At 42.1% G+C, this 17221-nt stretch carries 14 protein-coding genes and 1 riboswitch; of the genes, 5 read left to right on the forward strand and 9 right to left on the reverse strand.

Features of this window, described 5'->3' with window-relative positions; translation table 11 throughout:
• Positions 1-53: 53 nt before the first annotated feature.
• The 7 genes from AC0SAP_RS04420 to AC0SAP_RS04450 form a co-directional block, all read right to left on the reverse strand.
• Positions 54-2012, reverse strand: a complete 1959-nt coding sequence (locus AC0SAP_RS04420; RefSeq protein ID WP_473383133.1) for a TonB-dependent receptor plug domain-containing protein — start codon at positions 2010-2012, stop codon at positions 54-56.
• Positions 2013-2030: 18 nt separating this feature from the next.
• Positions 2031-2139, reverse strand: a riboswitch (cobalamin riboswitch).
• Between the two features lie 207 nt (positions 2140-2346).
• Positions 2347-3378, reverse strand: a complete 1032-nt coding sequence (locus AC0SAP_RS04425; protein ID WP_473383134.1) for a FecCD family ABC transporter permease — start codon at positions 3376-3378, stop codon at positions 2347-2349.
• Positions 3379-3387: 9 nt separating this feature from the next.
• Positions 3388-4131: an ABC transporter ATP-binding protein gene (locus AC0SAP_RS04430; RefSeq protein WP_473383135.1), complete on the reverse strand. Its 744-nt coding sequence runs from the start codon at positions 4129-4131 to the stop codon at positions 3388-3390.
• A 7-nt stretch (positions 4132-4138) separates the two neighbouring features.
• Positions 4139-4882: an energy transducer TonB gene (locus AC0SAP_RS04435; protein ID WP_473383137.1), complete on the reverse strand. Its 744-nt coding sequence runs from the start codon at positions 4880-4882 to the stop codon at positions 4139-4141.
• 34 nt (positions 4883-4916) lie between these two features.
• Positions 4917-5657 carry a hypothetical protein gene (locus AC0SAP_RS04440; protein WP_473383138.1) on the reverse strand — a complete coding sequence of 247 codons (741 nt, stop codon included), beginning with the start codon at positions 5655-5657 and terminating at the stop codon, positions 4917-4919.
• Between the two features lie 143 nt (positions 5658-5800).
• A complete protein-coding gene (locus AC0SAP_RS04445) occupies positions 5801-7777 on the reverse strand; it encodes a UvrD-helicase domain-containing protein (RefSeq protein WP_473383139.1) in 1977 nt (658 codons plus the stop codon).
• A 72-nt stretch (positions 7778-7849) separates the two neighbouring features.
• Positions 7850-8824, reverse strand: coding sequence for a KpsF/GutQ family sugar-phosphate isomerase (locus AC0SAP_RS04450; protein WP_286481290.1), 975 nt, complete (start codon positions 8822-8824; stop codon positions 7850-7852).
• Between the two features lie 726 nt (positions 8825-9550).
• Between AC0SAP_RS04450 and AC0SAP_RS04455 the strand changes: the two genes are divergently transcribed.
• Together AC0SAP_RS04455 and recN are read left to right on the forward strand one after the other, a co-directional pair.
• Positions 9551-9802, forward strand: a complete 252-nt coding sequence (locus AC0SAP_RS04455) for a glutaredoxin family protein (protein WP_473383141.1) — start codon at positions 9551-9553, stop codon at positions 9800-9802.
• Between the two features lie 89 nt (positions 9803-9891).
• Positions 9892-11562, forward strand: a complete 1671-nt coding sequence (gene recN, locus AC0SAP_RS04460) for a DNA repair protein RecN (RefSeq protein WP_473383142.1) — start codon at positions 9892-9894, stop codon at positions 11560-11562.
• 81 nt (positions 11563-11643) lie between these two features.
• Here the strand turns inward: recN and AC0SAP_RS04465 are convergent, their stop codons facing one another.
• On the reverse strand, positions 11644-12081 hold the full coding sequence (locus AC0SAP_RS04465; protein ID WP_473383144.1) for a DNA polymerase III subunit chi: 438 nt from the start codon (positions 12079-12081) through the stop codon (positions 11644-11646).
• Between the two features lie 224 nt (positions 12082-12305).
• Between AC0SAP_RS04465 and tgt the strand changes: the two genes are divergently transcribed.
• From tgt to lptG, 3 genes are all read left to right on the forward strand, one after another.
• Positions 12306-13427 carry a tRNA guanosine(34) transglycosylase Tgt gene (tgt, locus tag AC0SAP_RS04470; RefSeq protein WP_473383145.1) on the forward strand — a complete coding sequence of 374 codons (1122 nt, stop codon included), beginning with the start codon at positions 12306-12308 and terminating at the stop codon, positions 13425-13427.
• 78 nt (positions 13428-13505) lie between these two features.
• Positions 13506-14561, forward strand: coding sequence for an LPS export ABC transporter permease LptF (gene lptF / locus AC0SAP_RS04475; protein ID WP_286481296.1), 1056 nt, complete (start codon positions 13506-13508; stop codon positions 14559-14561).
• Positions 14562-14622: 61 nt separating this feature from the next.
• Entirely contained in the window at positions 14623-15657 is a 1035-nt protein-coding gene (lptG, locus tag AC0SAP_RS04480) for an LPS export ABC transporter permease LptG (protein ID WP_473383147.1), read from the forward strand.
• A 92-nt stretch (positions 15658-15749) separates the two neighbouring features.
• Here lptG and AC0SAP_RS04485 read toward each other — a convergent pair whose 3' ends face one another.
• Positions 15750-17213, reverse strand: coding sequence for a phosphomannomutase/phosphoglucomutase (locus AC0SAP_RS04485; protein WP_473383148.1), 1464 nt, complete (start codon positions 17211-17213; stop codon positions 15750-15752).
• Positions 17214-17221 lie beyond the last annotated feature (8 nt).

Here is a 17221-nt window from a genome sequence, read left to right on the forward strand (position 1 = left end):
TAGCACTCTCTCAATACTTCTTTCAATGTTTAGAGTACTTACAAAACAGTATCCTAAAGAGAGATATTCACACCAAGATAAGCTGTACGCCCCTTTTCACGATAACCACGTGCAAACTCATAATCCTTATTGAAGAGGTTTTGAATCTTTGCATCCACCTCAAAGGTCTTATTGATCTTATAACTGCCGGCGATGTCGAAGAGTGTGAAGGCATCAAGTTTTACATTAGGTTTCCCGAAAACAGCATCTTCTCGTTGACTATAATAGATAGCCGATGCATTAAGCGTTAAGTTTTGAATCGGCTGATAAGTTACGTTCGCTGTAATTTGATGTTTAGGGCGACGGAGCATCTGCTCATACTTACCTCCCTCTGATCTCTGTTTCGCATTAAGATAGGTATAACTTGCAGATACGGCTAATTGATCAGTTAAGGCTATAGAACCTGCTATTTCAACCCCTTTAATCTTCGCTCTATTTAAATTTTCATATTTGTATTTATTTTTCGAGTTTCCTGCAATCATATTTTTATAATTGGTATAAAAATAGTTTAGTGATATCAGACTATTGGATGAAGGTCTTAATTCAATCCCCAAATCATAACCACGGCTCGTTTCCGGTTTTAAATCTCTATCTCCATATACTGGAACATATAATTGATAAATAGTCGGTGTTGTAAATCCTGTACCGAAACTCCCTTTAACGGCAAGCATCTCATTGATGTTATAACGAGAAGTTAAACGATAAGTGGTTTTACTTCCAAAAATAGAGTTTTTATCATAACGAATACCTACAGTATTAAAGAATTGATCAGCAAAATCGAGAGATTGTTCTACATAGATACTCTTCGTATTTTGAGAGTGATCTAAGCGACTATTATCTGACCCTTTATCATGGTGATACACCACTCCAAAACGGGTTGAGAAATCTTTATAAAAGCTTAATTCATTATCAAAATTAACTGTCTGAGTTTTTCCCCTAAAACGAGAATGGCTGATCTTCTCCCCAATTTTAACAGGTATTGTTTTCATCCAGTCAGGATCTGTCGGCTTCCAGTTAGGATTAGGATCATATCTATTAACATCTTCCCCCGAATAACTATCTCGATCTAAATTCACTACACCATAAGAGAGGGTTGAGCTCCATTGATCCTCAAAAAATGAACCATTGAGCCCTACTCTCCCCGTAAAAATTTTCGACTTATCATAATCATTATAAGGAGTTACATTATATAAGTTATCAAATTCATCATAACGATTATTATAGGTAAAATCTAAATCGACATCTAAGTTATCATTCAAAATATAATTAAAACGCCCTGATAATTGGCGGTTTTTATTTCGATCTTTATCGTAATCATTCTGAGGCTTATTAGGCGTATCCGTAGTAACATCAATACCACGGGTATTATAGAAGAGCCCGCTTAAAGAATAACGCAGATCGCCTACTGCCCCTGTCGTTGTTGCACCTACCTGAATCGTTTCATGAGAACCTACCATAATACGAAAACGCGTGCCGGGATTATTTAAATCATTAGTGAAGATCTGAACAACACCCCCCATAGCAGAGCTTCCATAGAGCGCACTTTGAGGCCCTTTTAATACCTCAATACGATTAACATCTAACAACTGCCCTAAAAGAGCGTAGTTAAAGTTATGATCAGGCCCCATCGGGTCAGATACCGGCACTCCATTGATTAAAAGTAACGTATTACTACTTCCTCGCAAAAAAAGAGAGCTCGGTCCAGTAGGTCCATTTTGACTTAAAATAACGCCCGGTTGATGGGAGATCGCTTCTACCGCACTATTGTATTGCCGAGTTTGAATCTCCTTTTCTGTAATAACGATACTCTGTGTACCAACTTCATTAAGGAGCGCCGGCGTGCGTTTGGCGGTAAAGATTATCTCTTCATCATGATTTTCTGCCATCACCTTATCGGCAAGTGCCGGCGTCAATAGAAAGGATGAAATAAGAAAAAGTGCCGGAGCACCTTTATTCAAAAAAGGAGTATTCATATTTGCCTCTTAAACCTCGAGAGTTGTAGAAGCTAGGTGGTATCTGACTAAAGTCTAATGACATCACAGTGGCGGGTCCGTGAGGGATTTTCACCCTGCTTCCCAAAGCCTAGCCCTATTTAATAAGTGGATAAATTGATCAGTTTTAATAAACCTGGATCAGTCATTCTCAATCAATAGCGATAAAAACATTTATTGATTTGAGCAGAAATGATTGAGCAGAGTCGATTTCCCAAACTTCTGCCGGAGATAGTATTAACAAAGTACTCTAGAGATGCAAAGAATTTATTAAAAAACCTTTTTAAAACATTGTTAGATTATTGATAACAAGAGGTTATGATCCCCTCCTGCTTCGAGAAACCTTTACAAAGCGATCTCGATGTCCCCCTTTTAGTAGGAGATAGAGGAAGAAAGGCGCGCCTAAAAGTGCGGTAACAACCCCTACAGGAATCTCTGAAGGGCGCAAAATAAGAGAGCCTAATGTATCGGCAACCACTAATAATCCCCCGCCCATAAAGATTACACCCCAAAAGAGATAACGATGATCACTACTTCCTAATATGCGTTTCACAAGATGAGGAACTACCATTCCGACAAAACCGATCGGCCCGGCAATAGCAACAAATACCGCCGTCATCAAACTTACAACTAAAAAGAGAACCTGCATCACACGAGCAGAATCAACCCCTCTTGAGAGTGCTACTTCCTGCCCTTGCTGCAATAGATTGAGAGGAATAAGCGAGCGAAAGATAATGATTGATGAAAAACCGGTTATCAACAGCAATTGCCATAGATCATTTAAAGAGATCAAGGAGAGTCGCCCCATCATCCAACTCATCATCGCTAATGCCGAGGAGGAGCGCCCTAAAGCTTGAAGTAGCATCAAGATACTTGAGATAAAGAAGGTTAAGATCACCCCCATTAACAATAATTTAATAGGCGAGTGACCTGTTCGAAAATTCACCTGATAGATAATGATCGTCACGATCAATGCGCCGATAAAGGCAAAAATCGTCAAACCGGTCATAATCCCCAATGAGAAGGAGATCCCCCAATAGATATAGATAGCCGCTCCTAAACTTGCCCCCGCCGCAACCCCTAATGTGAAGGGTTCTGCTAATGGATTTCGTAAAATCGCTTGCAATACCAAACCAGCAAGCGCTAATCCTGCACCAATCAACCAGGTTGCAACCGCTCGAGGAAAACGCAGTTGCCAATAGAGCTCAGCGCCCTCTCCCCAAGGAAGAAGAAAGGTGAGCCCAAATGAGGGCATTATCATTAAAAAAATGAGGCTCATGCTACCTAAATAGAGGAGCTTATCCTTAATTCTCTTATCGATTTTTGTGATCTCTGATAGTCGCGCCACACCAACTCCTTAAAAATAACGCCGTTTCTCTTCATAAACCACCTCTTCAAAAGCGTAATCAAAGAGAGAGTGCAGTAATGACTTTGATAAAACCTCTTCTCTTAAGCCAAAGGCTAAAACACGTCCTGCTTTGAGTGCGAGAAGATGGCTATAAGCATCGAGCATATTAAGATCATGAGTGATCGATAAAATGGTCTTCTCCGGCTCAAGCGCAATCAACTGATTGATCGTCTCTCGATGTTTGGGATCTAATGCAGCACTCACCTCATCAAGTAAAATTAAGGGTGTCTCTTGCGCTAATGCGCCCGCCATATAGACCCGTTGCCGCTCTCCGCCACTTAAGGTTGATAATTTTCTTCCGGCAAATTGAAGCGCATCACAACGAAGCAACGAGGATTTAATAATCTGACCATCTATCCCCCTGGCTTTACCTGCTAAATAGTGTGGGTAACGGCTCAGCATGCACCACTCCCATGCGGTAATCTCCTCATCGACTTGCTGTTGTTGGGCGATATAACTCATCTGCAATGCCCGCTCTCTTAAAGAGAGCTGCTCAAAGTGACAACCATTAACCTTCAAAGTACGATAATCTGCCGGAATTGCCGAGATTAATGCCTTCAGCAGAGTGCTTTTCCCTGCACCATTAGGGCCGATGATCGCCATCTTTGCCCCCTTAGGAAGCGAAAAGGAGATATCAGTAAGAATCTTTTCCCCTGTCGATAAGATTGCCGTCAATGCTTCAACTTTTAACATCTCTCTCCTAGCGTAATTGAAATCGAATCGGTTTTAGTTTAACCCTTTTTGCAGGAAGCTCCTTAATCTGGCTCTTTTTTAACGCCCTCTCAACAGATGTGATGGCACAGCGATCAAGTCGTCCATAACCTGAGCTCTTCAGCACTATCACTTCAATATGCCCCCCTTTCAGCTGCAATGCTAACTCAACCGTACCCTCCTCACCCCTTCGTTTTGAAGCCTCTGGATAGCAACCTTCAATATTGTAAAGAATAGTATTCATCAAAGATTGAGCAAATTGATCGCCGCTTCTCCCCTTATTCTCACCCTTCTCAACTGCCGGCGCCTCTTTGGCGAGTGATTCTGTTTTACTATTTTGCTTTTGAGGTGCGGGATTCTTATTTGGCTCAACGCTCCTCTTCGCTAGATTTTTTGTATCTGCACGCTGCTGCTGACTCTCTAAGCTTTTTCTATCTTCACGCCCTTTTTTAGCCTCTTTTTGGGGAGGATCTATCGGGTCGATCACTTGCTCTCCCCTTTTTTCTTCACTCTTTTCTCCACTCTTTTCTTTAGGATCTACCTCTATCGCTACCTCCACCTCTGTATTGGTCTCTAAAGAGGGGCTCTGACTTAATAGCTGAATCGATAAATATTGCTCTCCTTCAACTGTTCCGGCATTTTGCGCTAAAATCAGCTGATCCGCCTTAAGAGAAAAAAGAAGCCCACAGAGCAATCCCCCATTTAAGAGTAACGATGCCAAAATTGCTATCACAACTATTATGCGCCTGATCATCACTCTCTCTCATTTACTGAAATAGCATTTGAAATCGCTGATAATCTTGTAAATATTGTGGGGCGCTCTCAATTTGAAATGTCTGATAAGCGATATACCCCCAACATAGAAGACTCAAGAGAAACCATAATAGCGCAAGGGTGAAAAAGAGATAGCGAAGAATCTTTAAGAAAGTGATAAAGATCAGTTGAAAAGTAGAGGTAGAGCGCTTCTCATCTAGAGAGGAGGAGGCGGGCAAAAGTAACGGCAAGATCAGAACCAAGAGATGCAAAAGAGAGAGCAGCTGAAAACGCCATGCACCCTCTTTTAATAAAAGGATCCAGCTCTGAGGAATTATTTGAGAGAAATTCTCCCCATTCGCGGTTTGTGAAAAGCGCTTAATCGCGGCTATCATCTGTAGAAAGTTGGTCTCTACAATGATATTGGTGAGCACCAAAATCAATTCAGCAGCAAAGAGATAAAAGAGAAAAAGAGGTAGAAAAAAGAGTCCCTTTAGCATCGGTGAAAGTCTACTATCTCGTATTCGTAGTAGATAGAGAATGCCAAAGCTTAAAAAAAAGAGCATCACAATAGCTAAGTAGAAATTTCGTTCTAGTATCAGGTTAGCAATGCCTCTTAAGAGTTTTTGTGGCGACTCTGCAACATCAGCATAGTGGTAGAGAAGGAGTGCAAAGAATGATAAAGCCATCAGAGAGAGGATAAAGTATCCTTCAATAAATCCTCTTCGCCCGATCGGTGCAACTATTCGAGCCATAATCTGACCCATAACTCGACAAATAGCAATCCCACTATCTGCTAAGTTTGCTCCCCTGCTAATGTTTTTTTTAGATCCATATTCCAACGCGTTTATACCACCGCTTATGCCACCTTTATTGATTTCATTATGCATAGAATCTCTCATCGCTCTAGCCCATCGAGCATGGCCTGTAATCCAGCAAGCGTATCTGCCGTATTTTGGCGCTGAGCCTCTTTTGAGGGCATCTTGCCATCGGTATACCAGACAATATTCTCTTCCGGCAACTCCTCTAAAAAGCGGCTCATCTTACAAGACTCCCACTCACCATAACGCCGGCGCTGCCGACAGAAAGTGATCTCCAATTTTCTTCGAGCTCGGGTTACACCCACATAGAAGAGTCGACGCTCCTCTTCAACCATATCACTATCGATACTATTTCGATGCGGAAGTAGATCCTCTTCCAATCCCACCATAAAAACATAGGGGAACTCCAACCCTTTAGCGCTATGGAGCGTCATGAGCGTCACAGCATCCGCCTCTTCCTCTTCTCGTTGATTTTCTAAAATAGAGATCAAAGTTAAGTGGGAGAGTATCTCCCCCAAACTCCCCTCTTCGCCGGCAAACCACTCTCTTAATGCATTAACACTATTCAATTTCCGCTCAAATGATTTAGGAGAAGTTGCCTGATCTCGTAGATGCTCCTCATAACCGATATCGGTAATCAACTTATCAAAGAGTTTCTCAACATGATTCTCATAACGACTCAGTGAACGAATTTGGGCGGCAAACTGAGCGCATTTATGCCCTGCTCGTCCAATATAACTTGCTAAATGGGGATGCTCTAATGTCTCAAAGAGAGAGAGATGATGTTCTGCGGCAAACTCTGTAATTTTTTTGAGTGTTACCGCCCCAATCTCTCTTTTGGGGATATTGATTACCCGTAACAGGGAGGGATCATCCGCTGGATTACTAATGAGCTTGAGATAGGAGAGAAGATCTTTAACCTCAGGCTGTTGAAAAAAACTAGTTCCTCCAACCACTTTAACCGGTACACCGCGCATACGCAGTGCCATCTCAAAGATTCGTGCCTGATGATTGCCACGATAGAGAACAGCAAAATCACTGTAGTTAGCACGATTTAACATCACATGATGCACGATTGTAGTAGCAATATATTCACTCTCCGCCTCGGCACTCTTAAAGTCGCGAATTTCAATCTTCTCTCCATCCCCTAATGTGGACCAAAGTGCCTTCTCATAGAGATGAGGATTGAGTGAAATCACATGGTTTGCAGCTTTAAGAATATGGCCTGTTGAGCGATAGTTCTGCTCAAGCTTAATAAGGGTTAGATTGGGGAAATCGACCCGCAATTGATGTAAATTTTCAGGTCGTGCGCCTCGCCATGCATAGATCGACTGATCATCATCCCCCACAACAGTTAAGTGGTGATGATCCCCTATCAGTAACTTCACCAGCTCATATTGACACATATTGGTATCTTGATACTCATCGACGAGCAGATAACGGATCTCCTTTTGCCAGTGATAGCGAACATCAGGAAATTTTTGCAACAATTGTAGGGGCAGAAGAATAAGATCATCAAAATCGATCGCATTATAGGAGAGAAGCTGAGTTTGATAACGATCATAAAGCTCCACAAGAGAGCTTTCAAAGGGGTCTAAAACAGCATTACGGAGCGCATCTAAGCTCTGCAGATCATTTTTCCACGTAGAGATACGATCTAATGCCAAACGAATCGTTTCAGCATCACTCTCCATCAATGATTCCATCAATTGTGTACTATCTTTCTGATCATAAATAGAGAATCCCGGGCGCAGACCGATCAACTTCCCATGCTTTTTTAAGATAGAGAGCCCTAAGGTGTGGAAGGTAGAGACGCGCACTTTACGTCCCCGCTCCTTCCCCATTGTTCCGATCAGTCGATCCGACATCTCCCTTGCTGCTTTATTGGTAAAGGTCACAGCATAGATTGATCCCGGATCATAATAGTGTTCATCAACCAGATATCTGATTTTTTCGGTAATAACACGCGTCTTTCCTGAGCCTGCACCGGCTAATACCAATAGTGGTGTTTTAATATGCTTAACCGCACTTGCCTGTTCCGGATTGAGTTTCATTGTTACCCTTTATTACTCTATAAACTCTCTACAAACTCTTTAAAAAATTCTTAAGAAACACTCATCAGAACGCTAAATTACTCGCGCTTGAAGAAGGTGGTGCATATTGATCACACCTAATACTTTCCCCGCTTCAACAACTGGGAGTGCCGTAATTCTCTTAGTCTCCATTAAATGCACAGCATCCACAGCTAAAGCATCGGGCGCAATAATATAGGGAGTGCGCGTAATACAATCACCTAATGTGAGCTCATGAATATCTCGACCTGTCATCAAAGAACGACGAAGATCCCCTTCTGTAAAGACTCCTAAAAGCATCTGTTGATCATCAATAGCGACTGAAACGCCTAGCGGTTTTTGGGTCATTGCTAAAAGAGTATCGGTTAATGTTGTCGACTCAGGAAGTGCCGCAAGTTCTTCAAAAGGGGCCATAATATCGGCAACGCGCAGAAGCAATCTGCGACCTAATTTGCCACCAGGATGGGAGAAGGCAAAATCTTCAGAGGTAAACCCTCGCATCTCCAATAGCGTTACTGCCAATGCATCCCCCATCGCAAGCGCCGCAGTTGTACTTGCTGTCGGTGCTAAATTGAGAGGACATGCCTCTTTCTCAACCTTTACTAAAAGATGATAGTCGGCTGATTTTGCTAAGGTAGAGTGTTGATTTCCGGTCATTGCCACAAGCGGAATATCTCTCCGAGAGATAATCGGTAAAATAGCAATTATCTCATCTGTTTCCCCAGAATTAGAGAGCGCAAGAACCACATCTTCTTCAGTAATCATGCCAAGATCACCATGACTTGCTTCCGCGGGATGGAGAAAAAAGGCAGGAGTGCCGGTACTCGCCATCGTCGCCGCAATTTTATTGCCAATGTGTCCTGACTTGCCCATCCCCGTCACGACAACGCGCCCGCGACAATCTTTCAGAAGATCACAAATTTGTAAAAAATTCTCATCAATCTCTGATTGCAATGCCAATACAGCATCTGCTTCAATTGTTAGAACATTCTTTGCATGGGTAAGATATATTTCTCGCTGCGCATCCATCTGTAGCTCTCTCCTGAATAAGATTTTATTAATCGGACTAGTGAAAGTAACCGAACCAATCGAACTAATCGAACCAATTCCAATTAGTCAAATTAACCGAATTGACCCAATCAACCCGATTAACCCAATTAACGAATTAAGAGGGGCGTTAATATCCATCCTATGAGTGAATTTTTATTGAACGCCTCACTACTTCGTCAATGAGTATGTCATTTAAATTGATGCAATTATAGCGCAACAAAAAAAGCATGACTGAAAGATCCTTTTTATTCTACAGAGAATTGACTACACTCCGTTATTAATACCACTATCTACTATTTTTACACCTACTTATTAACTATCAGTCATCTTTAACTTCAATAAGATCCATTACGACACCCTCTCATATAAAACTCACATAAAAGGGTTTCATGAAGTGCTTCATGAGGTGCTCATAAAACAAATAAAAATCAGATAAGAAAACAGATAGAGGAAATAGATAATTCATTATAAATATTGCAAACTTTTACAAATATTACATAAAAGCAATATTTTTATTGTCGTTTAAGAGATGATTGAGTAAACTAAGCGACACAATTATCAGATCATCGTCCAGATCGTCGTCAATTAATGATCCACAATAGATAATGCCAATCGATCATACCAATAGGTGATTATTGGCTCATTTCTATTGGATCATTTATTGGATCATTTATTGGTATTCAAAGTAAAAGAGCATAATTAAGTATGACAAATCAGACTCAAAATATTGACACAGTCGTGCTCTACAGCACATTAGATTGTCAACTCTGCGAAGCAGTTGAAGAGCGTTTACAAGCTGAAGGTATTCAATATCACTATATCGATATTGTTCACGATGATGCATTAGTAGAGCGTTATGGTTGGTTTATTCCTGTCATTAAATGGCAAGAGGAGATCTACAAAAGTCCTCTCGATCTCGATATGATCATCGAGAAAATAAAAAAGAGCTCAAAATAGATTTCCGAAGTAAACCCCTAAAGCCTGTTTTCAAACTAAGAAGTTTATCGACCCTCACAATCGACACCGTATAAGTTAAGGAATCTGCGATGCTAATTGATCTCTATGTAAAAAACTTCGCCATTATTGAAGAGTTGCAACTCGATTTCTCCCCTAATTTAACTGTTATTAGTGGAGAGACCGGCGCGGGAAAATCTTTAACGGTCGATGCTCTCTCAATTGTATTAGGCGGAAAAGCAGATAGCTCAATGATCTATCAGGGCGAAGCACAAGGTGAGGTTATTGCCACCTTTGATATCTCCAAAATCCCAAGAGCTAAAGCATGGCTCACTGAAAATTCTATCGGTTTTGATGATGATCTCTGTATTCTTCGTCGCGTTATCTCAAGCAGCGGACGAACCCGTGGGTTTATCAATGGTCGCGCTATGCCACTCCATGCACTCAAAAGTATCGGTGAGCGTTTAGTCGATATCCATGGTCAACATGCTCATCAATCACTAACACGTGCCAATGCTCAACGCCATCTGGTCGATCAATATGCCGGCTGCCTAGAGGAGGTGAATGACCTTGCCATCTTTACCCGAGAGATGCAGGAGTTAGAGAGTAAACTCAATAAGCTTAAAAACCGGGATGAGAGCACACAAGATCGCATCAACTTTTTAAAGTTTCAGTTGGCAGAGTTCAATAGCATAAAGCCACAAGAAGGTGAGTGGGAAACGATCAATGAACGCTTCGATCATCTTAACAACTTTGAGCTGAGAATTGCCGCCCTAGAAGAAGCGATCAACTACCTAAGTGATGATGAAAATGGTATCACCAGGAAGTTAGCACAACTAGAACAGTCGCTACAAACCATCGAAAACTTCGATCCTTCTGTAAAAGATATTAAAGAGATGATCAACAATGCGCTTATTCTCTGTAGTGAATCAGAAAATGAACTCAATGCCAAAATGGATCATGAGGGATTTGATCAAGAGGAATTACGACAGGTCGAAAGCCGCATGCAAGAGCTCAATAGCTTAGCACGTAAACATCGGATCGACCCTCTCAACCTTTTAACAAAACAACAAGAGCTCGAACAGGAACTTAGCGCCCAAGATGTCTCTGAAGAAGAGATTGAAGAGCTTGAGGAGAAGATTGCCCAGATGAAAATCCGTTGGCAGAAGATGGCGGATGAGATCACGCAGAAGCGATTAGAGGCGATTGAGGAACTCAATCTTAAAATCACCGAGTCGATGCAAGGCTTAGCAATGGAAGGGGGAAAATTTGCAATCCATCTTCAGCCTAATAATCCTTACCATCCTTATGGTAATGAAGCAGTTGAATTTAATGTCTCTGCTAACCCGGGACAACCTCTACAACCTTTAGGCAGAGTTGCCTCAGGTGGTGAATTAGCACGTATTAGCTTAGCAATCTCTGTGATTCTAAGTATGCGCTCATCTCTCCCTACTTTAATCTTCGATGAGGTGGATACCGGTGTTGGTGGTGCTGTTGCAGAGATGATTGGTCGCTATCTGCAAGAGCTTAGCATTGGTCGTCAAGTCTTCTGTGTGACCCATCTTCCCCAAGTTGCCAGTTTTGGGCATCACCATTTTGTTGTGGCTAAAACAAAAGGAGAGAGTAGTACAACAACGGCTATTCGTGCACTCACTCCTAAAGGGCGTATTGATGAGATCGCTAGAATGCTAGGGGGTGTCAAGCTGACAGAAGCCACCTTTGAACATGCAAAAGAGATGATCGAGAGTAATCGTCCTCAATGATGCAGAAGATTATCTCTTACTAACTGCTTATAAACAGCCTATAAACGATCTATAAAAGACCTATAAACGACATTATAATTATTATAACTTATGAGTTTCGATCTCAAACCCCAATTGACGATAGAGCCGATAACGATTTCGGCTCTCATCTAATACTTGCGGATCTTGCGTAATCACCTCAAAGACACGCGGATAGAGTCCATTTTTAACATCATCCGGCACAAAGGGGTGAATATTGATGATTAAAGATCGATGAGGTAATGGCCACATCTTATCGGAAAGATAGATAAAATCAGCCTCATTAATATCCTCCTCCGTCGTAATGACAGCATGTGGGAGAAATTCAATGTGGGGCAATTCCCACAGTTTTCGATCTAAAAAGCGGATCAACTCCTGATTATCGCTATAGAGAAGTGCCGGCTCCTCAGCAAGATATGCCTTCTCTAAGATCTTCAATAACAGTTTTTGTCGAGAAGCTTCGTTACTTGTTGGTAGAACATAAAAGCTGACTTGTACCATAACATCCTTTTTCAGTGAATCTTGTTAGCCCACCTATCAGCTAGCCTCATCCCGTAAGATTATGAGATAACCTTTTAAGAGAGTTAGCCTCTTAAATCAGCCTATTAATTTTGCCGACGATGAAAGGGGTTATATGCGATAATTCATTCCCCAATGAATATCTGCATTTCTTACTGTTTAACGGTAAAATAATAGCATTAAAATTATGGAAAAATAAGGTAGCAATGAAATTTGAACTTTTAAAGACCGATGGCGCTGCTCGCCGAGGCCGGATTACTTTTGAGCGAGGCACGATCGAAACACCTATCTTTATGCCGGTAGGGACAATTGCCACAGTAAAAGGGGTAACCCCCCAAAACCTAAAAGAGATGAATGCTCAGATTATTCTTGGCAACACTTTTCATCTCTGGCTAAGACCGGGACTTGATGTGATTCGCGCTCATGGCGATCTTCATGATTTTATGCGGTGGGATAAACCGATCCTTACCGACTCAGGCGGTTTTCAGGTCTTCTCTCTCGCAGAGCTTCGTAAGATTGAGGAGAAAGGGGTTACCTTCCGCTCCCCCTTTAATGGTGAGAAACTCTTTCTCGATCCAGAGAAATCAATGGAGATTCAACGGGTTTTAGGTTCCGACATTGTGATGGCATTTGATGAATGCACACCCTATCCTGCAACTTATGATGAAGCTAAAAAATCGATGGAGCTCTCAATGCGTTGGGCTAAACGCTCTAAAGATGCTTTTGTTGCCGGTGAGAACCCCAATGCACTCTTCGGGATTGTTCAAGGAAGTATGTTTGAGGATCTTCGAGAACAATCACTCGATGCACTCCAAGAGGTGGAGTTCAATGGATATGCTATCGGCGGTCTAGCGGTTGGAGAACCGAAAGAGGAACGAGATCGTATCTTAGAATTTCTCGATCCCAAAATGCCGAAAGATAAACCCCGCTATCTGATGGGCGTCGGTAAACCAGAAGATCTTATCGAAGGGGTAAAACGAGGGGTCGATATGTTTGACTGCGTGATTCCTACACGCAATGCTCGAAATGGACATCTCTTTACCCGTTTTGGCGATATTCGCATCAAAAATGCTCGCTATGATCTCGATACTCGTCCACTCGATGAGACCTGTAGCTGCTACACCTGTCAAAACTTTAGTCGCTCATATCTTCGTCATCTTATTCGAACCAAAGAGCTGCTTGGCGCACATTTAGCAAGTATTCATAACCTGCACTACTTCCTCTGGCATATGCAACAGATTCGAGATCACATCGATGCCGGAACATTCGATCAATATTATGAACAATTCTACAGAGAGCGTAAACAGGTGGATGAAGAGGCGCGATAGCCTCTCTTCTCATTTACTCACAGCGATCTACACTTTCAGCGACCGATTTAGGTCCTCAAATTATGGAACAGTAATGATATGAGTCTCATTAATCGCTATATTCGACGAGAGATCTTGTCGACCTTCGCAGCAGTACTCTTGGTACTGATCTCTATTCTGCTTGTGCAGCGATTGGCCTTCTATCTCAACCAAGTGATCAATGGAACTCTATCGCAATCAGCTGTGATCTCATTGCTAGGCCTACAAGTTGTTCGATTTATCACTGAACTGCTCCCTTTGAGCTTTCTACTCGCCTCTATCTTAGCTTTCGGTAGACTCTACAAAGATAGTGAGATGACCGCCTTTTACGCTTTAGGAATGCCGGTTAAACGACTCTATCGTATTTTGTTGCAGATCGGAATTCCCTTAAGTTTTCTCATCTTAATTTTAAATTTCTGGATTGTGCCGGAGATTGCACAAATTCAAGAAGTAGTCTTAAAAAAGGCACGAGAAGAGGCCCAGCTGACAATCTTAAAACCAGGTGTTTTCCAGGAGTTTGCCAGAGGAAAGCAGACTATCTACGTACAATCGATCAATGCGGAAGATGGAACGCTGAACAAGATCTTTATCAAAACGAATGAAGCGAATGGGCATCATACTATTACCATTGCCGAAAAGGGAACCCAACAGATCAATGAGGATAATACCCGTTTTGTGATCTTAGAAGATGGCTCAAGGACAACCACAAATGCTGATTTTTCAGAAGTGCTCTTCTTCGATACGCTACGAATCCGCCTCGATACTGAAAGTAGTGATGCTTGGCCCAAAGCGATCGCTTGGAGTGCGTATGATGTCATCACCGGCACAACCCCGGATGAGAAGCGGGAATTACAAAGGCGCCTTTCCGGTCCGATCTCAATCTATCTCTTAATTTTGTTGATCCCGGCACTCTCACACTCTCGACCGCGAGAAGGTCGCTTCAATAAATTAATTGTGGGGGTCATCTTTTACGTCTTCTACTTTAACTTCTTAGGTATCGGACTCTCCTGGATTAAGAGTGGCAAAATTAACCCTGATTTAGGTGTCTGGTGGATTCAACTGATAATGTTTATATTTGCCTATATTGTCTACCGGCGTTATAACAGATCGCTCTAGCGGCACTCTCTTGATAGCATAAATAGCACTATGAGCGATAACTCATTATCGCGAGGATAATATGATAAAAATAGATCGATATACCTTAAAGACCTCCCTCTTCTTTACTCTGCTCTGTCTTCTACTTCTTGTTATTATTGAGACCTTTTTTACCTTCTTAAATGAGCTACAAGATCTCGATGAAACCTATGTCGTCACTGATATGCTGCTCTATCTACTCTATGATATGCCGGCACGGATCTACCGAATCTTTCCGATGGCACTTCTATTAGGGACGCTTCTTGGACTAGGCCAACTCGCGAGCCACAATGAACTAACAGCCATTAGAACAGCGGGTTTTAGTAAAGCTCGGACATTGAAAGGAGCGATCTATACCACCCTTATATTAAGTTTTGGTATTGTCTTAATAGGCGAATATATTGTCCCTGAGACTCACGAAAAGGCTCTAAAAGTGAGCCATAAAAGCAGTATCGGTAAGGGGTTTTGGGCCATTGATGGTGGCTATATTATAGAGGTGCGATCAATGCGTGATCTCTCACTACGCAATATCACCATCTATAAACCAGAAGGAAATGTTCTCAAACAGATTATGAGAGCTGATCATATGGTTCTTGAAAATAACCAATGGGTCATTCCTTCGCTCTCCGCAATCACCTTTAGTGAGCGCCAAATCACAAAAGAGCAGCTAAAAAATTTCAAAATCGAGACCCATATCGATCAAGCTGCCTTAACTGCGCTAATTAGCGATCCTGAATATCAATCGAGCCAAAGTCTTTGGCGTTTTATTAACTATCTCGATGAGAATAATCTCGATAGTAGCGAATATCGCCTTGCTTTCTGGTCTAAAGTCTTTAATCCACTGACCAACATTTCAATGATCCTGATCGCTGCCCCCTTAGTCTTTGCGCAACAACGGCGACAAGGAATTGGTGAGCGTATCTTAATCGGCGTGATTTTAGGGCTTATTATCTACTTGACTACTCAGATGCTAGGGCACTTTATCCTTATCTCAGGCTTCTCACCCTTATTAGGGGCCCTCTTCCCGACAATTTTAGCGATTATCATCGCTTATGCCCTCTTCAAGCTACTACCATAAATTGTAACTGATCAATTGATAAGCGCTCTATCATCAATCTCTTAAACTTAAGATATTTTAAAATGCCGGCAACTTAAAGCGCCGGCATTTAACTACTGTAAATAGGGAGTTAACAACAACTCAATCTCTCTTTGCCGCTCTTTTACAATCGCTTCAGATCCCTTTCCTTCGATATTGATTCGTAGGTAAGGTTCTGTATTAGAAGTTCGCACATTGATCCGAGAATCATCTAAACGGAGACTCAAGCCATCAAGATAATCTTCAGAAACTGCTCTATCTTTGAAATAATCGGCTATTTTCGCCATCACAAGATCTGAATCAATTACCAAATAGTTGAGCTCACCACTACAAGGATAACGCCTTCTTGCGGCGGCGACGAGCTCACCTAACGTCTGATCACTCTTTGCTAAAAGCTGAGAGATGAGAAGAAAGGGGATCATTCCCGAATCGCAGTAATGAAATGCTTGAAAGTAGTGGTGAGCACTCATCTCTCCACCATAAAGTGCATTAAACTTCCGCATACTCTCCTTCATCGGTGAGTGTCCACCGGCAGAAATAACAACCTTTCCACCAGCATTCTTGATCGCCTCTTCACTATTGAGTGTCTGCCGTGCATCAATCACAACAGTAGAATTGGGATGATCCGTTAATAATACGGTTGCTAATAGCCCAACAATATAGGAGCTATCAACAAAATCTCCTCTTTCATCAAAGAAGAAGCAACGATCAAAATCACCATCCCACGCAACACCAAAATCAGCCCCAGAAGCCTGTATCGCCTCTTGGGTTGCCTGTCGTCTCTCCACTAAAAGTGGATTAGGCACACCATTTGGAAAAGTACCATCTGGCTCATGATGAATCTTTATTAGCTGATAAGGCAGATAGGGCTCAAGAAGATCAACAATCGCTCCGGCACAACCATTGCCACTATTACAGACGATCCTTAATGGCTTTGGTGAAATGGGTGAAATGGGTGAGGTGGATAGGGTGGATGAAACTGATGACGCTGATGAAGCTGAAGTGAATGAGTTTAAAGGGAAATCTTCACCCTTTTGCGGCAGTGCCATTGAAGAGGCTTGCAACAAGGCTTGAAGATAAGGCCTCTTATCGACAAAGTGCCTTAATAGCCCCTTCTCTCTTAGAGTGAGATGACCAAAATCTTCCTGCAAAATACGTTTTTTTAATGCCTCAAGGCCAGTGGAACCGCTGATAGGCTCTGCGCCTCTCGCTACCAATTTAAAACCGTTGTGACTCTTGGGGTTATGGCTTGCTGTAATCATAATGCCGCCATCTGCTTCGAGATAGACAGTATTGAAGTAGACCTCTTCCGTTCCACAGATATCGAGAGAGATAACATCGGCGCCGGCATCACAGATACCTGCGACTAATTGAGTGAAAAGTTGCGGGCTGCTTTCACGAATATCATGCCCCACAACGATCTCTTGAGCTCGATATTCCGCTACAAATGCAAGACCTAGCTTATAAGCTAGGTCTTCATTAATCTCTAAGGGGTATTCCCCCCGAATATCGTAAGCTTTAAAAGCTTTTAACGCCATTACGGATT

It is taken from the genome of Ignatzschineria sp. PL_is040, from assembly GCF_055813795.1.

Excerpts from the sequence above, each read along its gene's own strand:
- lptG (WP_473383147.1), top strand. The coding sequence starts at position 14,623 with ATGATAAAAATAGATCGATATACCTTAAAGACCTCCCTCTTCTTTACT.
- AC0SAP_RS04450 (WP_286481290.1), bottom strand. The coding sequence starts at position 8,824 with ATGGATGCGCAGCGAGAAATATATCTTACCCATGCAAAGAATGTTCTA.
- AC0SAP_RS04430 (WP_473383135.1), bottom strand. The coding sequence starts at position 4,131 with ATGTTAAAAGTTGAAGCATTGACGGCAATCTTATCGACAGGGGAAAAG.
- recN (WP_473383142.1), top strand. The coding sequence starts at position 9,892 with ATGCTAATTGATCTCTATGTAAAAAACTTCGCCATTATTGAAGAGTTG.
- AC0SAP_RS04465 (WP_473383144.1), bottom strand. The coding sequence starts at position 12,081 with ATGGTACAAGTCAGCTTTTATGTTCTACCAACAAGTAACGAAGCTTCT.
- AC0SAP_RS04440 (WP_473383138.1), bottom strand. The coding sequence starts at position 5,657 with ATGGCTCGAATAGTTGCACCGATCGGGCGAAGAGGATTTATTGAAGGA.
- AC0SAP_RS04420 (WP_473383133.1), bottom strand. The coding sequence starts at position 2,012 with ATGAATACTCCTTTTTTGAATAAAGGTGCTCCGGCACTTTTTCTTATT.
- AC0SAP_RS04455 (WP_473383141.1), top strand. The coding sequence starts at position 9,551 with ATGACAAATCAGACTCAAAATATTGACACAGTCGTGCTCTACAGCACA.
- lptF (WP_286481296.1), top strand. The coding sequence starts at position 13,506 with ATGAGTCTCATTAATCGCTATATTCGACGAGAGATCTTGTCGACCTTC.
- tgt (WP_473383145.1), top strand. The coding sequence starts at position 12,306 with ATGAAATTTGAACTTTTAAAGACCGATGGCGCTGCTCGCCGAGGCCGG.
- AC0SAP_RS04445 (WP_473383139.1), bottom strand. The coding sequence starts at position 7,777 with ATGAAACTCAATCCGGAACAGGCAAGTGCGGTTAAGCATATTAAAACA.
- AC0SAP_RS04485 (WP_473383148.1), bottom strand. The coding sequence starts at position 17,213 with ATGGCGTTAAAAGCTTTTAAAGCTTACGATATTCGGGGGGAATACCCC.